Source organism: Deltaproteobacteria bacterium (genome assembly GCA_028818775.1).
GTDB lineage: Bacteria > Desulfobacterota > Binatia > UBA9968 > JAJDTQ01 > JAJDTQ01.
The window spans coordinates 1-16,545 of sequence record JAPPNE010000156.1 but is presented as its reverse complement, the minus strand read 5'-3'; the positions used below and the strand labels follow the sequence as shown (position 1 = coordinate 16,545).

Genomic DNA, 16,545 nt, shown 5'->3' with positions numbered 1-16,545 from the left:
CGGCCACGTGTGTCCTCGATCCTCTCAGTTAATGGTCACGTCCTTGAGCAGCTCGATCTCGTCCAGCGCTTTGCCCGCGCCCAGGACCACCGATGTCAGGGGATCCTGGGCCAGGCTCACCGGAAGCCCCGTTTCTTCGCTGATCAGCGAGTCCAGATTCCTCAGCAGCGAGCCGCCGCCGGCCAGCACGATGCCCCGGTCGACGATGTCCGACGCCAGTTCCGGCGGCGTGCGTTCCAGCGACACGCGCACGGCGTCCAGGATCTGGTTGATGGGCTCCAGCAGGCAGTCGCGGATCTCTTCGTCCGAGATCAGCACCGTCTTGGGCACGCCCGCCACCAGGTCGCGGCCCTTGATCTCCATGGTGCGGATCTCGTCGCCGGGGTAGGCCGAACCGATGGTGATCTTGATGAGCTCCGCGGTCCGCTCCCCGATCATCAGGTTATGGCGCCGCTTGATGAACTGGACGATGGCCTCGTCCTGCTTGTCGCCCCCCACACGGATCGACTTCGAGTAGACGATGCCGGCCAGGGAGATCACCGCCACCTCGGTGGTGCCGCCGCCGATGTCCACGATCATGTTGCCGGTGGGCTCGGTGATGGGCAGCCCGGAACCGATGGCCGCGGCCATGGGTTGTTCGATCAGGTAGACTTCCCGAGCCCCGGCGGATTCCGCCGATTCCCGGACCGCGCGCTTCTCCACCTCGGTGATGCCGAAGGGGACCCCGATGATGACCCGGGGACGGACCAGCGAACGCCGGTGGTGCACCTGCTTGATGAAGTACTCCAGCATCGCTTCGGTGGTCTCGAAATCGGCGATCACGCCGTCCCGCAAGGGCCGGATCGCCACGATGCTCCCGGGAGTGCGTCCCAGCATCTTCTTTGCCGCGGCTCCCACGGAAAGGATACGCTTCTCGCCGCGGCCGTTCTTCTGGACCGCTACCACGGAGGGTTCGTTGCAGACGACGCCCTCGCTCTTGATGTAGATCAGCGTGTTCGCCGTACCGAGATCGATGGCCAAGTCGTTGGAAACCAAGCCATAGATCTTGTCGAGAAACCTCATGCGACCCCTCAATGCTTCCGTGACAAGTGTAAACCGAGTCAAAGATATCAGAAGTCCATCTACGGTACAACATAACGGGAGTGTCGCCGGCGGACGAAAGACCCCGGCGGCCCCAGCTCTTCATCCGCTTCACATCGCAACGGCGGCTACCTATAATGACACGGTTTCGCCCGCGCCGGAGGCCCGGAGAAGCGGGTTTCGGGCGACCGGGAATGACCAGATCGAAGTGTCGCGAGGAGCTTTTCGGAAATGCTTGACGTGTTGCGAAAACGGAAGCGGTCGTGGCTGGTGCTGCTCTTGCTCGGGGTTGGCGTGCTGGCGTTCGTCATGGTCGGCGTGGGCCCCCAGGGAGGGCAGCAGCAGGTGGTGACCATCGCCCAGGTGAACGGAGACGAGATCACCTACACCGAACTCGAGATCCACTACTATCGAATGCTTCAAACCTACCGGCAACTGGCCGGCGGCCGGCTGTCGCCCGCGGACATCGAGGCGCTCAATCTCCGCGGCCAGTTGCTGGAGGAGCTGATCCAGCAGCGTTTGCTGTTGCAGGCCGCCGACGACCTGGGCCTCAAGGTCACGGACGGCGAGCTTGCCGACGGCATCGCGCGCCATCCGGCGTTTCAGGCGGGAGGGCGGTTCGACCGGAACGCCTACCGCCTGGCCCTGCGTGGACAAGGTATGACCCCGGCGGAGTTCGAGGCGCAGCAGCGCGAGGCCTTGGCGATCCAGAAGCTCCGGAGTCTCATCGCGGACTCCATACCGGTGACCGCGGTGGAGGTGGAGGACCGCTACCGCGTGGAGAACGAGGAGATCGCGCTGGATTTCGTGCGTTTCGACACGGATGATTTCGCGGAGGGAGTCGCGGTGGCGGACGAGGACATCCAGGCCTACTACGACGGCAACGGATCGCTCCTGCGGGAGCCCCTCAAGGTCGGGACGCGCTACCTGGAGTACCGCGTGGACCGTTTCGCGGAGGACATCGAGGTGTCGGATGGGGACGTCCAGGCCTACTACGACGTTTACCGCGAACGTCGGTTCCGCCAGCCGGAGGCGGTGAAGTTCAGTCAGATCTTCGTTCCCATCGCCGAGGGTGCCTCTCCCGAAGACAAGGCGGCGGCGCGGGAGCAACTGGGGGGCATCCTCAAGCGGGCCCGCGAAGGAGCCGATTTCGCGGAGTTGGCGAAGCAGCACTCCCAGGACGATAGCGCCGCCGATGGGGGGGACATGGGCTTCGTCGTCCGCGGCCAGCTCGTGGCACCGCTGGACGCGGCGCTCTTTGCGTTGGAGCAGGGCGCCATCAGCGACGTGGTGGAAAGCGCCATCGGGCTGCACCTGCTCAAGGCCGTCGAGCGGCGGGAAGACAAGATACGTGAGCTGGAGGAGGTGCGCGACGAGATCGTCGCCGCGCTCAAGCGGGAGCGCGGCGGAGCGCGTGCGGCCCGCGCCGTGGAGGAGGATCGGGAAAGGGCACTGGACGGCGTGCCGCTGGCGCAGGTGGCCCGGGAGCGCGGCATCGAACCGGACGAGACGCCCCTGTTCAGCGCGGGCGAGACGCTCGACGCCATCGGCGACGTGGAGGAGTTCTATCACGCCGCCCTATCGCTCCGGCCGGACCAGACCGGTCCCATCGTCGCCTCCCCGGACGCGCTGTATCTCCTCCAGGGTGCCCGGCGCGTCGAGCCGGCCGTGCCGCCGCTCGACGACGTGAAGGAACGGATCCAGGAGACGCTCACGCGCAGGAAGGCGCGCGAGCAGGCCCAGAAGAAGGCGGAGGCGTTCCTGGCCGAGGTCAAGGGCGGGGCGGATCTGCGCGAGGCCGCCGCGGCCGGGGGCCTTGCGGTGGAGGACACCGGCCTCTTTCCGCGCAAGCAGGCGAACATTCCCGAGGTCGGGATCCTGCCGCTGCCCCTGGGGCGGCTTACGGCATCCAAGGCGAATCCGGTGGTGGATACGGCCTACGCCCAGGGCGACTCGTTCTACGTGATGGTGCTCAGAACCACCGTCGAAGCCGACCTCGCGGACCTGGGGAAGGAAAAGGAAGAACTTACGCGGCAGATACGCGAGGAGAAAGGGCAGCGTGCCTTCAGCCGCCTGATCGAGAACCTCAAGGCCAACGCCAGGATCGAGATCCATCCGGAATTCATCTGAGGCACGCACCTTCCCATGCAGATCTTACTGCTACGCCACGGCGAGACCCGCTGGAACCATGAAGGGCGGTGCCAGGGGAGCTCGGACATCGAGTTGAACGAGACCGGCCAGCGTCAGGCAAGCGAGGTGGCCGCCCATCTGAGCCGCAGACGCATCGACGCGGTGTACTCCAGCGATCTGCGGCGCGCCCGCGAGACCGCGGAAATCGTCGGCGGCCCGCACGAGGTCGCGGTCAGGGTCGAGCCGGACCTGCGCGAGCTCGACCACGGCGAGATGGAGGGTCTCACGTTCGTGGAGGTGCGGGAGCGGTTCGGGGGGTTGATCGAGCAATGGCGCACGCGGCCCGTGGGGGTGGAACTGCCAGGGGGGGAGCGTCTCCTCGACGTGGACCGGCGGGTCTGGTCCGCGCTCAACCGCATCGTCGAGGGCCACCACGACGGCGATACGATCGTCGTGGTGAGCCACAGCTTTCCGATCCTTTCGGCCCTGTGCCGCATCAGCGGGACGCCGCTGGACCAGTATCGCACGTTCCACCTCAAGCCCTGTGAACTGAGCCATGTGAGCTTCACACGATCGGATGGCTGGGCTATCCGGGAGGTGGTGGCGGATCCGGTGCGGGTCTGCGAGTGAACCCAAAGGCGCGCGGGCGGCAGGGTCCGCGGCCGCCAACGCAGGAAAGGAGAACGCCATGAGAATCGTTCACACCATGATCCGGGTCAAGCACCTGGACGAGAGCCTCAAGTTCTACTGTGACGGATTGGGAATGAAGGTCCTGAAGCAGAAGGACTACGAGTCGGGCCGCTTCACCAACACCTTCGTGGGTTACGGCTCCGAGGAGGACAGCGCCGTCATCGAGCTGACCTACAACTGGGACACCCACGAGTACAACGTCGGCGACGGCTTCGGCCACATCGCCATCGGCGTGCCCGACGTGTACGCCACCTGCGACGACCTGCGCGAGAAGGGGGTCAAGATCACCCGCGACGCCGGTCCCATGAAGCACGGCGGCGGGGTCATCGCTTTCGTCGAGGATCCCAACGGCTACAAGATCGAGCTCACCACGCGCAAGGAGTAGGGGGCTCTCACGGCGCTCTGATCAAGCCCTACAGACGCAGCATCGCGCGCGAGGTCCGCTCCGTGCGTGCGCGGATCTCCGAGGCGTTCTCCTGCTCGTCCACGACGTTCAACGCCTTCTTGAGCGGCCCCAGCCCGCCACAGTAGTCCGAGCCGAAGACGACGCCTTCGGACCCCATCACGTCGGCGAGGAAGGGCAGCGCATTGGGCCGGACGCTCGCCGTATCGATGCAGAAGTGCTTCAGGAAGATGTCGGAGTAGCGCGTCTCGCCCTCCGGCCCCTTGTGTTTCCAGAACATCCTCTGGACCAGCAGCGGGATGCCGCCGCCGCCGCTGCGTATCACGACCCGGAGCTTCGGGTAGCGGTCGAAGAGGCCGCCGGCGATCATGCGCATGACGCACTCGTTCACGCTCGCGTCCGACAGCACGCTGTAGGCCACCCCGGCACCGCCGTCCTCCAGCCGCTGGAGCGTCGGGTCCTTGGCGCCGCCGCTGCCGTGAAGGAAGAGCGGCAGGCCGAGTTCCGACACCTTGGCGAACACCGGGTCGAGATCCGGCAGGTCCACCTTCATCTCGCCGTCCACCCGCGGGTAGATGAGCACCGCCTTGAAGCCGCGCGCGGCCATGCGCTCGATCTCCTCCACGGATTCCGCGACGTTCTTGAGCGACAGCGCCGTGATGCCGCCGAAGCGGTCCGTATGGCCGCCGATGCGCTCCGCCAGCACGTCGTTGGACAGGCGCGCCATCGCCATGGCGTCCGCGCCGTCAAGCTGGTCGGCGTCCTCGCTCGCCCCCTGGCAGACGAGCTGGAAGTCGATGCCCGCCTCGTCCAGCTCGGCGAGCCGCTTGTCGAAGTCCGTCGAGTCGTAGGCGTCCACCTTGGGCGACTTCCCGGCCTTCTCCTTGAACGCGTCCACGACCTCCGGGGCCGTGTGGTGTGAATGCCAGTCGATCAACATTTCTTGGGTTCCTCCAATCACCGGATCATGAACCGCGAAGTATAGGACCTGAAACGGAGTCGGGTCAACGCCGGCCGGGGCAGGGCTGATTTGACTGACCCGGATGCTTGGGCTAATCGTGGGGAAACATCATCCAAGCCCCGTCAATGCGTGGTGCGCGCGCGTGTGCGGGCCTTTCGGGAGGAACTGCATGTCGACTGCTGTGATCGACGGTATCGAAGTCTATTACGAAATCTACGGCTCCGGACCGCCCCTGCTGATGCTGGCGCCGGGGGGGTTCGACTCCACCATCGAGAAGTGGCGCGTCTCCACGGCCTGGAAGGGCCTCGATGCCCTGGCGGAGCTCGCCACCGAGCACCAGGTCATCGCCTACGACCGGCGCGAGTCCGGACAGTCGGGCGGGCGCGTGGAGCGCATCACCTGGACCACCTACGCCACCCAGGGCAAGCGGCTCCTGGACCACCTCGGCGTCGACTCCGCCTTCGTCATGGGCGGCTGCATGGGCTGCTCGGTGGCGCTTTCGTTCGGCGTCAACTTTCCCGAGCGCACCCGGGGGCTGATCCTCCACTGGCCGGTGGGGGGCTACCGTTGGAAGGCTTCCTGCCAGGCGCGCTGGGCCAATCACCTGAGTTTCATCAAGGAGAACGGCCTCGACGGTGTCGTCGAACGGGCATCGAAGGGCACGACCTTCTGGGCCGATCCCGAGTCCGGCCCCTGGGCCTCGGTCATCGCCCGGGACAGCGCCTTCGCCGCGAGCTTCGCGGCCGAGGACCCGGACCGCTACCTGGGGATCGTCGCCACCACCGGTCCGGACCTGTTCGATCGCGATACCGCCACCGGCGCCACCGCCGAGGAGGTCATGGGCATCAAGGCGCCGGCCGTGATCATGCCCGGCGACGACCCGTCCCATGCCACCTCCGGGGCACATTATCTGCGCGAATGTCTTCCCAACGGCGAGTTCTGGAACGTGATGCCGCCGGACCAGACCACCGAGAAGGTGTGCGAGCGCACGCTGGAGTTCACCCGGGCGCACCGCTGACGCCTGCCGTCCGGTGGCCTGGAGGACGGGGAGGGCGCGGGCATGGCGCTGTTCATCAAGGCGGAGGAGCTCAAGGGGCTCATCTCCATCACCGAGGCGGTTGACGCGGTGGAGCGGGGATTCGCGTCGCAGGAGGACCACCCCCTCTTCAGCCTGCCGCGCCAGCGCATGCTGGCGGACGACCGCCGCATCAGCGTGCACTCGGGCGGATGCGTGTCCCTGAGCGTGGCCGGGACCTTCGTCCACTACGAGCGTCACAACTACACGGCCGACGACCAGAGCTACGCGGCGGTGGGGACGCGGGTCTACGTCTGCTACGACAGCGAGACCGGCGCGCTCCTGGCCGTCATCGCCGGCTGTCCGCCGTTCTACCGCCGGGAGGCGCCGGGGGACGAGTTCGCCACCGAGACCGCCATCACCAGCGCCGTCGGCACCCGCAGGCTGGCGCGGGCGGACGCCCGGGTGTTGGGGCTCATCGGCACCGGCCGTCAAGCCCGGCGCCACCTGGAGGCCATGTGCGCCATCCGGCCCATCGCCGAGGTGCGGGTCTACAGCCGCGGCGCGGACCACCGCCGCGCGTTCTGCGACACCATGCAACCCTGCGTGGACGCGGAGCTCAGGCCGGTGGAACGGCCCGAAGAGGCCGCCCGGAACGTGGACATCATCGTTTGCGCCACCGGCAGCAACGTGCCGGTGGTGTTCGGACGCTGGCTGGAGGAAGGCGTCCACGTCACCTTCATCGTGGGCAGCAACAAGGAGCTGTTGCTGGAGGGGCTGGTGAGCCGGCCGCGCCGGGAGCTGGACGACGAGGTGCTGGCGCGCGCGGACGTCATCGTGGCGACGCTCGTGCAACAGGGTATCCAGGACGAGCAGGGCGATCTGCTGGAGCCGGTGCGGAATGGAGTCATCGCCTGGGACGACGTCAAGGACCTGAGCGCCCTGGTCACCGGCAAGACGCGCGGCCGCCGCAACGACCGCGATATCACCTTGTTCAAGCAGAACAGCGACCAGGGCGTCGGGTACATGGCGCTGGCGCGGCTGGCCCATGACAAGGCCCGGGCCGCCGGCATCGGCACCGAGTTCTGACAAAGGTCGCCTACCTCGTTTTTCCTGCCCGTCACGCGTGGTATCCTGAAAGTGAACGGTCAAGTCGTGTTCGGACCGTGGGCCGCAGGCGACTCACTGCGCATTACAGGCCACTAGAGGAAGAGAGGCATTCAGTGAAGAGAACTCTGGTAGCGCTTGCCGTCTTGTTCCTCTTCGCCATGTCGTCCGCCGTGGTGTTCGGCCAGGAGACGACGGCGAAGGACCTGGGTGTCCGAGTGAACAAGGCCCGTGTGACGTTCGAGGAGTTCCGGCAGGATTCCCGGATGACGTGGTTCCAGAAAAACGTCCGGTACGCCAAGGGGCTCCTCATCATGCCTCAGTTCGTCAAGGGCGGGTTTTTCGTCGGTGGCGCCGTCGGCAAGGGCGTGCTCGTGGCGCAGGACAAGGAGGGCCGGTGGAGCCATCCCGCCTTCTACGACGTATTGTCGGGTTCTTTCGGCTTGCAGTTCGGTGTCAAGGCCGGGGAAGTCATCCTCATGATCATGACGGATACAGGCCTGAGACGCTTTCTGCGTGACAAGTTCCAGCTTGGCGCCGACGCGAGCATCGGCTTGGGCCCGGAAGGTGTCGGCGCCAAGGTCGAGATTTTCGACATCTTCTCGTTCGCCCGCGTCAAGGGGCTGTTCGCCGGCGTGTCGGTGGAGGGCGGAGGCGTGGTTGTCAACCGGGACGACAACCGCACCTATTATGGGCGCGTGGACATCACGCCCCGGGACATCCTGCTCCAAAGAAACGTCAGCAACGAGCAGGCCAAACCACTCATCGAGGTGCTCAACAAGGCAACGCGCTAGCGCGCGCACCCCTCCGGCGGCTTAGCCCGCGGGCCTGAACTTGTAGAGCGTCACGTCCTCCGTGACGTCCTCGAACACCACTTCCACGGGCTGGTCGCACTCGAGCTTCTCGGGCGGCTCGTCCACCACGTTGCTTACCAGCCGCGGCCCTTCGTCGAGTTGAATGACCGCGAACACGTAGGGGATCTCGCCCTCGAAGCCCGGGTGGTACACCCGGTGGTAGACGCCGAAGGAGTGGATCCTGCCGCGGCCCGACGCCTTGGTCCAGTCCCACTCCGTGCTCCAGCAATGCGGGCAGGTGGAACCCGGCGGGAACCAGTATCCGGAACACGCGCGGCACCGCGGCAGCAGCAACTCGTGGCGCTTGCAGCCCTCCCAGAAGGGCTCCGACTCCACCGTGGGATACGGCAGCGGCTTGGCGTACTCGCTCATGATGCTTCCCTCGCCAGGATCATGGCCGACTGGCAGGCCGTGTTGCCGCCGTGCCCGCTCACCAGCGCCACCTGGGCGTCCTTCACCTGGCGGTCCGCTCCGTGCTCGTGCCGGACCTGCCGCACCCCTTCCACGATCTGCAGCATGCCCTCGGTATGCCCCTCCGAGAGCTGCCCGCCCGAGGTGTTGGTGGGCAGGCGGCCGCCCAGCCTGAGGGCGCCGGAGGCGGCGAACGGGCCACCCTCGCCCTTCTCGCAGAAGCCGTAGTCCTCGAGCTGCAACAGCACCATCTGCGTGAAGCAGTCGTAGAGCTGGGCCGTGTCCACGGCCTCGGGACCGATGCCGGCCATGCGGTAGGCTCCCTCGCCCGCCTCCTTGGCCCCGGTGGTGAGCATGTTGCTCTCCTCGAACCAGCCGCTCAGGCGGTTGCCGAAACCGAAGCCCATGACATAGGCCGGCGGTTGCCTGAGGTCCCGGGCGCGTTCCGCCGAGGTCACCACCACCGCGGCGGCGCCGTCGATGTAGACGCTGCAGTCGTAGAGGCACAGCGGGTCGACGATCATGCGCGCGTTCAGGTACTCCTCGATGGTGACTGGTTTCTGGAAAAACGCGTTGGGGTTGCGGCTCGCGTGCTCCCGGAACGCCACCGCGATGTGGCCCAACTGCTCCTTGGTGGTGCCGTAGAGCTTCATGTGGCGCCGCGCCGACACCGCGTAGTTGGACGGAGCGCCGAACCAGCCGAACTCCGGCCCGAACTCGCCCTGGTTCTGGATGCCGATGTTGACCCGCTTGCGCGCGGTCTCGGTGCGGTGCGTCCGGGACCACGTATCCCGCCCGAACCCCACCACGGCCGTGCTGCAAAGCCCCGCGTCGATGGCCATGCACGCCATGGCCACCCCAAGCACTTGGCTGGCGCCGCCGTTGTCCGTGGACGTGCTGTAGGTCACGTCGAGCCCCAGCGCCGCCCCCACCCGCTGGTGGTGGCAATATACGTCGTCCGGCCCCCGCGTGATCAGCCCGTCCACGTCCGCCTTGGTCAACCCCGCGTCCGCGATGGCGTTCCGCGCCGCCACCGCGAACATCCCGATGGGCCCCATCTCCGGCACCTTGCCGAGCCTGCTGTGCCCGACGCCCACGATGGCGTACTTGCCTCGAAGGTTGTTCATGGGATTCCTCCTGGTGGTTCTTTCGACCGGTCCCTCAATCCGTCAGCCACGATACACGAAACAGGGGTGTTCGGCGAGGGATGTCCAGGGCCACGGATCGTGGCAAGTACGGTGCGGGCAATGGTATGGAAGAAGAGTTGTCATGAGCGTCTTGACCATCGGCCATTCCACCCATGCCATCGAAACCTTCGTCGGATTGTTGGAGCGGTACGAGGTCGTCGAGGTGGTCGATGTTCGTTCGACGCCCTACAGCCGGTTCAATCCGCAGTATAACCGCGAGCCGCTGGCGCGCAGCCTCACCGCCCGTGGCATCGAGTACGTTTATCTCGGGTGGGAGTTGGGGGGACGCCCGGACGATCCGGCTTGCTACGAGAACGGACGTGTGCGCTATGACCGCGTCGAGGCGACGCCGATGTTCCAACGGGGACTGGATAGGGTCCTTCAAGCCGCCGCCGGCCACCGGGTCGCGATGATGTGCGCGGAGAAGGAGCCCCTGGAATGCCATCGGACCCTGCTGGTGGCACAGGCGCTCGAGTCTCGCGGCGTCTCGGTGGACCACATCCTGGCCGACGGCGGGCTGGAGGCCCATGCCGCGGCCATGGACCGGCTCCTTGTCATGCACGGCGATCCGCCGCAAGGCGAACTGTTCGGCCAACACGGTGACAGGATCAAGCGGGCCATCGCCCGGCAGGTGGAACGCATGGCGGCCAGGAAGAGACGGTGAGCCGGGTCGGAAAGGGACGGCGGAACAAAAAAAGCCGTCTTCCGACGGCTCTTTGAGTTGGGGTTGGTGGAGCCGATGGGGATCGAACCCACGACCTCTAGATTGCGAACCTAGCGCTCTCCCAGCTGAGCTACGGCCCCACGCGCTTGCAGGATTTCCAGAATAGCACCCCTCAAACCGCATGTAAATGCACCGCGATCCACAGGTCCTTGACACGCCACCGGCGAGTTTCGTACGCCTGCCTTCACCATGAGGACCGCGTACTTCGACTTGGTCTCCGGTATCAGTGGGGACATGACCGTGGCCGCGTTGCTGGACCTGGGGTTGCCGCGCAGGCGGCTTCAGGAGGAACTCGGCAAGCTCGCGAACCTCGATTTTCGCATCCGCGTGGGCAGGAGGACCGTCCACGGTATCCGGGCGGTGCGGTTTCAGGTCCTGGCGGGCGAGGAGCAGCCGAGGCGAAGCTGGTCGGACATCCGCGGACTGATCGAGGGGAGCGGGCTGCCGGTCGAGGTGAAGAACCGCGGCCTGGCCATCTTCTCCAAGCTCGCCGAGGCGGAGGGGAAGGTCCACGGGGTGGCGCCGGAGGCGGTTCACTTCCACGAGGTTGGGGCGGTGGACTCCATCGTGGACATCCTGGCGGCGGCCATCGGCACCTGTTTCCTGGGAATCGACGAGTTCGCCTGTTCGGCCGTGCCCCTGGGCCGGGGGCTGACCCGTTCGCTGCACGGGGTGCTGCCGGTGCCGGCGCCGGCGACGTTGGAGCTGTTGAAGGGGTTCCCGGTCGAGGGCGCGGACATCGCCGCGGAGAACGTCACCCCCACCGGCGCCGCCGTCCTTTCGGCCCTTGTGACGCGGAAGGGCGAGGCTCCGGCCATGCGCGTCGAGGGGACGGGCTACGGCGCGGGGACGTTGGAGTTCGCGGACCGGCCCAACGTCTTGCGGATCGTCCTGGGTGAGGGATCGTCGTTGCTCGCCCACGAACGCATGTTGGTGATGGAGACCCACATCGACGACATGAACCCGGAGCTCTACGACTATGTGCTGGAGCGCCTCTTCGCGGCGGGCGCCCGTGACGTGACGCTTTCGCCCGTCCAGATGAAGAAGAACCGGCCGGGCACGCTGTTGCGGGTCGTCGCGGAGCCCGAACTGCGGGACGCGCTGGCGGGGATCGTGTTGGGGGAGACATCGACTCTCGGAGTCCGCTGCTACCGGGTGGACCGGCTGGTGCTCCCGCGGACGACGCTGAAGCTCAAGACCCGTTTCGGCACGCTCACGGTCAAGGTCGCCGAGGAACCGGGAGGGGCGAAGCGGGCGACGCCCGAGTACGACGAGGCGCGCAAGATCGCGGCGGCGAGGAAGGTGCCGTTGAAGGCGGTCTACGACGAGGTGACGCGCTGTTTCATGGGCGGTCGGTAAGGCCTCCGCCCCTGGATTCCCGCTTTCGCGGGAATGACGTATTCGTAGCGGCTCCGTCTGGCCAGTCCAGGCGCCGTGTATGACGGTCAATGGGTGAGGCCCGGCTACTATCCTCACGTGATCTTGGCAAGATAGTCGAACTCGGTGTGGCGCCGGAACAGGGCACCCAGGTCGGGGCGCGTTTCCTGCGGCGCACCCGGCCCCGATCCCGACGTTCGCAGGAACGGGACTTTCCCTACGCTCGGCACCCGCGTCATCTCCCGGAGGGTCTCGGCGTTGGTTTCCGTGGCCGGCGTCCGTTCACCTTCCATGTCGTTCAGGATGTAGCCGGACACCTTCAGGTTGAGGCACGCGGCGTGGTCCAGGGTGAGCAGCGCGTGGTTGATGGCGCCGAGGCGGTTGCCCACCACCACCAGGATCGGGAGGCCGATCTCGCGGGCCAGGTCCGCGTAGGTGTAGCTGGGGCGCAGGGGGACGAGCAGGCCGCCGGCGCCTTCCACCAGCATGAGGTCGTGTACGGCGCTCATGTCGCGGTACAGGCGCACCAGGAAGTCCGGCCGGATCTGCACGCCGGCGTGGGCGGCGGCCACGCTCGGAGCCACGGGGACTCCCAGGCGGTAGGGGCAGATGCGTTCGATGGGCTGGTTGCTGCCGGCCGCGGCCTTGAGGAAGGTGGCGTCCTGGGGCACCAGGCGGCCCTTCTCGTTCCGGCAGCCGGATTCCGCGGGCTTCATCACGCCGACCTTGAACCCGGCGTCCCTGAACGCGGCGGCCAGTCCGCACGCCACCAAAGTCTTGCCCACGCCCGTGTCCGTGCCGGTGATGAAGAAGCCGCGGCTCACGAGGCTTCCGTGACGTGGCGGATGGAATCTCGCACCACGCCCGCCAGGGTCGCCAGCTCGGCGTCGCTGATGGTGAGCGGCGGGAGCATGATGAGGGTGTCCCCTAGCGGGCGGACGATGACGCCGCGCCGCCGGGCTTCCAGCACCACCTGGTTGGCGATCCGGAGGCCGGGGTCGTAGCGCTCGCCGCGCGCCTTGTCCTTCACCAGCTCCATGCCCGTCATGAAGCCGCGCTGGCGTATCTCGCGCACGTGAGGGAGGGTGAGGATGTCCGCCTGGAGGGTTCGCTCGAGCCACGCCATCTTGGCCGGCACCGTCTCCATCAGCGCGTCCCGCTCGAAGATGTCCAGGCCGGCCAGCGCCACCGCGCAGCCCAGGGGGTTGCCGGTATAGGTGTGGCCGTGGAAGAAGCTCTTGAACTCGCCGTACTCACCCAGGAACGCGGAGAATATCTCCTCTGTGGCAAAGGTCGCCGCCAGCGGCAGGTAGCCGCCGGTAATGCCCTTGCCGACGCACATGAGGTCCGGGGTCACGCCGTCGTGCTCGCACGCCCACATGCGTCCGGTGTGGCCGAAGCCCGTGGCCACCTCGTCGGCGATGAACAGGATGCCGTTGTCGGCGCAGATGTCCCGGATGCCCCGGACGTAGCCGGCGGGCTGGGGCCACATGCCCGCGGCCCCCTGCATGACCGGTTCCATGATGAACGCCGCCAGCCGGTCCTTCTCCCGTTCGACGGTGGCACGGGCCTCGGCCAAGGACCGTTCCATCGACTCGGCCTCGCTCAGGCCATGTTCCCGCTGATAGGCGTAGGGCGGCTTTACCGACAGCGTAGGGAACAGCATGGTGCGGTGGTAGTGGTGGAACAGCTCGCTGTAGCCGACGCTCATGGCCCCGACGGTGTCTCCGTGGTACGACTCCTCCAGCCGCGCGAACCGGGTCCGCTCGGTCTGCCCCAGGAGTTGCCAGTACTGCACCGCCAGCTTGAGCGCCACCTCTACGGCGGTGGCGCCGCTGTCCGAGTAGAACACGCGGGTGAGGCCGGGCGGGACGATGGCGTTGAGCCGGGCGGCCAGCTCGATGCCCGGCACGTGGCTGAGGCCCAGGAAGGTGGAGTGTGCGATGCGGTCGGTCTGCGCCTTGAGGGCCTCGTCCAGCTCAGGGCGGCGGTGCCCGAAGAGGTTGCACCACAGGGACGACACCCCGTCCAGGTAACGGTTGCCGTCGACGTCGATGAGGTAGCTGCCTTCCCCCTCTGCGATGATACAGGGGTCCTCGCCCATCCACTCCTGCATCTGCGTGAACGGGTGCCACAGGTGGGTGTGGTCCAGGCGTTTGAGGGTGTCGTACTTGTCGCTGTGATTCATGCTCTCTTCCGCTCGTGGGGCGAGTTCCGCGCGAAGGCATCGAGGGCGCGGTCGAGCTGTTCGTTGGTATGGGTCGCCATGGTGGTGACCCGCAGCCGCGACGTGCCCGGCGGCACCGTGGGCGGGCGGATGCCCTGTACGTAGAAGCCGGAGTCCAGGAGCCGCGCCGCAAGCTCCATGCACGGCTGCTCCTCCCCCACCATCACCGGAATGATCTGGGTGCTGCCGCCCACCGTGTAGCCCAGCCGCTCCAGGCCGCTTCGCAGCCGCTCGGTGTTGCGCCGCAGCGTGCACTGCCGCTCGGGCTCCTTTTCCGCCAGGTCCACGGCCGCGCCCGCCATGGCCAGCACCACCGGCGGCAGCGAGGTGGTGAAGATGAAGCTGCGCGCGCGGTTGATGAGCAGTTCCTTAAGCCTGGCGCTGCCCGCGACGTAGGCGCCGAAAGCGCCCAAGGCCTTTCCCAGGGTACCCATCTGCACGAGGACACGGTCGCCGAGCCCCATCTCCGCCACCACGCCGGCGCCGTTGGGCCCGCGAACGCCGGTGCCGTGGGCCTCGTCCACCATCACCATGGCTCCGTGACGCTCCGCCAGCTCCACCAGCTCCCGAAGAGGCGCGATGTCCCCGTCCATGCTGAACACGGACTCGGTGGCAATGAGCTTGCGCGCCTTGGCCGGTGCCTTCTTCAACAGGTCTTCCAGGTGTTCCATGTTACAGTGACGGTACACGGACACCGTCGCCCGCGAGAGGCGGCAGCCGTCGATGATGCTGGCGTGGTTCAACTGGTCGCTCAGCACCACGTCGCCCTTTTCCACCAGCGTGGCGATGATGCCCACGTTGGCCTGGTAGCCGCTGTTGAACACCAGCGCCGCTTCGGTTCCCTTGAAGCGCGCGAGGCGCTGTTCCAGTTCCTCGTGGGCGGTCATGTTGCCCGAGATCAGCCGCGAGGCGCCCGAGCCGCAGCCGTAGCGGTCCAGCGCTTCCCGGGCGGCTTCCTTCAGCGCGGGATGGTTGGCCAACCCCAGGTAGTTGTTGGAGGACAGGTTCAGCACCTCTCGGCCGTTTAGCACGACGGTGGCGTCCTGTTCGCCGTCCACCACCTTCAACTCGCGGTAGAGGTTCCGGCTCCGGATCTCCTCCAGCCTCTCTTCGATGAAATCGGCCATGGCTCCGGTTGGGTTGATATCAGAAATACGGCAACCGAACCATTCCCGCGGGGCAGGCTGTGTCAAAACTCCGCTCGGTTACAGCCACGGCACCAACGCCCCGAATCGTCATTCCCGCGGAAGCGGGAATCAAGGGGGTGGGGGAAACCACTGCTACGTTGACTTTAACGAATCCGTACCTAGATTTTCTTAGGATAACCGGGGAAACCGGAGGAAGTATGGACATCAATCGCTTGACCGAGAAATCACAGGAGGCGTTGCGCCAGGCCCAGACGCTGGCCTCGCGGCGCAATCATCAGGGAGTGGACGTCGAGCATCTGCTGGCGGCCTTGCTGGAGCCCACGGACGGCGTGGTCACGGCGTTGCTCACCCAGACCGGCGTTTCCGTGCCGGCGGTGAAGAAGGGGCTTGAGACGGAGCTCGACCGCATGCCGCGGGTGACCGGCGCGGGCGCCGCGGCCGGTCCGGAGCAGGTCTACGTCACCCAGCGGCTGTCGCGCCTGTTCGCCCGCGCAGAGGACGAAGCCGGGAAGCTCAAGGACGACTACGTCAGCGTCGAGCACCTGCTGCTGGCGATTCTCGAGGACGGGGGCAAGGCGAGCCAGGTGCTGCGCGCCCAAGGCGTCAACCGCGATACCCTGCTGGAGGCGCTCCAGAAGGTGCGCGGCCATCAGCGGGTGACGAGCCAGAACCCGGAAGGCACCTACCAGGCGCTGGAGCGCTACGGCCGCGACCTCACCCAGTTGGCCTCCCAGGGCAAGCTCGACCCCGTCATCGGCCGGGACGAGGAGATCCGCCGGGTGGTGCAGGTGCTCTCGCGCCGCACCAAGAACAACCCCGTGCTCATCGGCGACCCGGGCGTGGGCAAGACCGCCATCGTGGAAGGGCTGGCACTGCGCATCGTGGCCGGCGACGTGCCCGAGGGGCTCAAGCAAAAGCGCATCGTGGTGCTGGACATGGGCCTGCTCATCGCCGGCGCCAAGTACCGGGGCGAGTTCGAGGAACGGCTCAAGGCCGTGCTCAAGGAAGTGCAGGAGTCCTCGGGCGAGGTGATCCTGTTCATCGACGAGCTGCACACCGTGGTGGGCGCCGGCTCCGCCGAAGGCGCCATGGACGCCAGCAACCTGCTGAAGCCCATGCTCGCCCGGGGCGAACTGCACTGCATCGGCGCCACCACCCTGGACGAGTACCGCAAGCACGTGGAGAAGGACCGGGCGCTGGAGCGGCGCTTCCAGCCGGTGACCGTGGACCA

The 16,545-nt window shown here is 66.8% G+C and carries 16 protein-coding genes and 1 tRNA gene; 9 read left to right on the top strand and 8 right to left on the bottom strand.

Annotated features, from left to right (window positions below):
• Positions 1-24 precede the first annotated feature (24 nt).
• On the bottom strand, positions 25-1,062 hold the full coding sequence (locus tag OXU42_17170; protein ID MDE0031119.1) for a rod shape-determining protein: 1,038 nt from the start codon (positions 1,060-1,062) through the stop codon (positions 25-27).
• Between the two features lie 249 nt (positions 1,063-1,311).
• Here OXU42_17170 and OXU42_17165 point away from each other — a divergent pair, with 249 nt between their 5' ends.
• The 3 genes from OXU42_17165 to gloA are packed head-to-tail and all read left to right on the top strand — an operon-like array spanning position 1,312 to position 4,285.
• Complete coding sequence (locus OXU42_17165) at positions 1,312-3,210, top strand: SurA N-terminal domain-containing protein (GenBank protein MDE0031118.1); 1,899 nt, start codon at positions 1,312-1,314, stop codon at positions 3,208-3,210.
• 15 nt (positions 3,211-3,225) lie between these two features.
• Complete coding sequence (locus OXU42_17160) at positions 3,226-3,840, top strand: histidine phosphatase family protein (protein ID MDE0031117.1); 615 nt, start codon at positions 3,226-3,228, stop codon at positions 3,838-3,840.
• A gap of 58 nt (positions 3,841-3,898) precedes the next feature.
• Positions 3,899-4,285, top strand: a complete 387-nt coding sequence (gene gloA / locus OXU42_17155) for a lactoylglutathione lyase (GenBank protein ID MDE0031116.1) — start codon at positions 3,899-3,901, stop codon at positions 4,283-4,285.
• 28 nt (positions 4,286-4,313) lie between these two features.
• Here gloA and OXU42_17150 read toward each other — a convergent pair whose 3' ends face one another.
• Positions 4,314-5,243 carry an amidohydrolase family protein gene (locus OXU42_17150; GenBank protein ID MDE0031115.1) on the bottom strand — a complete coding sequence of 310 codons (930 nt, stop codon included), beginning with the start codon at positions 5,241-5,243 and terminating at the stop codon, positions 4,314-4,316.
• A gap of 190 nt (positions 5,244-5,433) precedes the next feature.
• Here OXU42_17150 and OXU42_17145 point away from each other — a divergent pair, with 190 nt between their 5' ends.
• The 3 genes from OXU42_17145 (at position 5,434) to OXU42_17135 (ending at position 8,180) form a co-directional block, all read left to right on the top strand.
• Positions 5,434-6,282, top strand: coding sequence for an alpha/beta hydrolase (locus OXU42_17145; protein MDE0031114.1), 849 nt, complete (start codon positions 5,434-5,436; stop codon positions 6,280-6,282).
• Between the two features lie 42 nt (positions 6,283-6,324).
• Entirely contained in the window at positions 6,325-7,368 is a 1,044-nt protein-coding gene (locus tag OXU42_17140) for an ornithine cyclodeaminase family protein (protein ID MDE0031113.1), read from the top strand.
• A gap of 134 nt (positions 7,369-7,502) precedes the next feature.
• Complete coding sequence (locus OXU42_17135) at positions 7,503-8,180, top strand: lipid-binding SYLF domain-containing protein (GenBank protein MDE0031112.1); 678 nt, start codon at positions 7,503-7,505, stop codon at positions 8,178-8,180.
• A 21-nt stretch (positions 8,181-8,201) separates the two neighbouring features.
• Here the strand turns inward: OXU42_17135 and OXU42_17130 are convergent, their stop codons facing one another.
• Both OXU42_17130 and OXU42_17125 read right to left on the bottom strand, forming a co-directional pair.
• Positions 8,202-8,612 carry an OB-fold domain-containing protein gene (locus OXU42_17130; protein MDE0031111.1) on the bottom strand — a complete coding sequence of 137 codons (411 nt, stop codon included), beginning with the start codon at positions 8,610-8,612 and terminating at the stop codon, positions 8,202-8,204.
• Positions 8,609-9,778: a thiolase family protein gene (locus OXU42_17125; protein MDE0031110.1), complete on the bottom strand. Its 1,170-nt coding sequence runs from the start codon at positions 9,776-9,778 to the stop codon at positions 8,609-8,611. The genes OXU42_17130 and OXU42_17125 overlap by 4 nt, the downstream gene beginning before the upstream one ends.
• A gap of 142 nt (positions 9,779-9,920) precedes the next feature.
• Between OXU42_17125 and OXU42_17120 the strand changes: the two genes are divergently transcribed.
• Positions 9,921-10,502, top strand: coding sequence for a DUF488 domain-containing protein (locus OXU42_17120; GenBank protein ID MDE0031109.1), 582 nt, complete (start codon positions 9,921-9,923; stop codon positions 10,500-10,502).
• A gap of 64 nt (positions 10,503-10,566) precedes the next feature.
• Here the strand turns inward: OXU42_17120 and OXU42_17115 are convergent.
• Positions 10,567-10,642: transfer RNA gene (locus tag OXU42_17115), tRNA-Ala, on the bottom strand.
• A gap of 109 nt (positions 10,643-10,751) precedes the next feature.
• Between OXU42_17115 and larC the strand changes: the two genes are divergently transcribed.
• Positions 10,752-11,921 carry a nickel pincer cofactor biosynthesis protein LarC gene (larC, locus tag OXU42_17110; GenBank protein MDE0031108.1) on the top strand — a complete coding sequence of 390 codons (1,170 nt, stop codon included), beginning with the start codon at positions 10,752-10,754 and terminating at the stop codon, positions 11,919-11,921.
• Between the two features lie 113 nt (positions 11,922-12,034).
• On the opposite strand, the gene bioD is transcribed toward larC, so the two are convergent.
• The 3 genes from bioD to bioF are packed head-to-tail and all read right to left on the bottom strand — an operon-like array spanning position 12,035 to position 15,293.
• Positions 12,035-12,763, bottom strand: coding sequence for a dethiobiotin synthase (gene bioD / locus OXU42_17105; GenBank protein MDE0031107.1), 729 nt, complete (start codon positions 12,761-12,763; stop codon positions 12,035-12,037).
• Positions 12,760-14,127 (bottom strand): adenosylmethionine--8-amino-7-oxononanoate transaminase, encoded by a 1,368-nt coding sequence (bioA, locus tag OXU42_17100; protein MDE0031106.1) that lies wholly within the window; start codon positions 14,125-14,127, stop codon positions 12,760-12,762. Before bioA ends, bioD begins: the two co-directional genes overlap by 4 nt.
• Complete coding sequence (gene bioF / locus OXU42_17095; protein MDE0031105.1) at positions 14,124-15,293, bottom strand: 8-amino-7-oxononanoate synthase; 1,170 nt, start codon at positions 15,291-15,293, stop codon at positions 14,124-14,126. The genes bioA and bioF overlap by 4 nt, the downstream gene beginning before the upstream one ends.
• A gap of 218 nt (positions 15,294-15,511) precedes the next feature.
• Between bioF and OXU42_17090 the strand changes: the two genes are divergently transcribed.
• Positions 15,512-16,545: AAA family ATPase (locus OXU42_17090; protein MDE0031104.1), on the top strand; the 1,034-nt coding region annotated here is incomplete at its 3' end.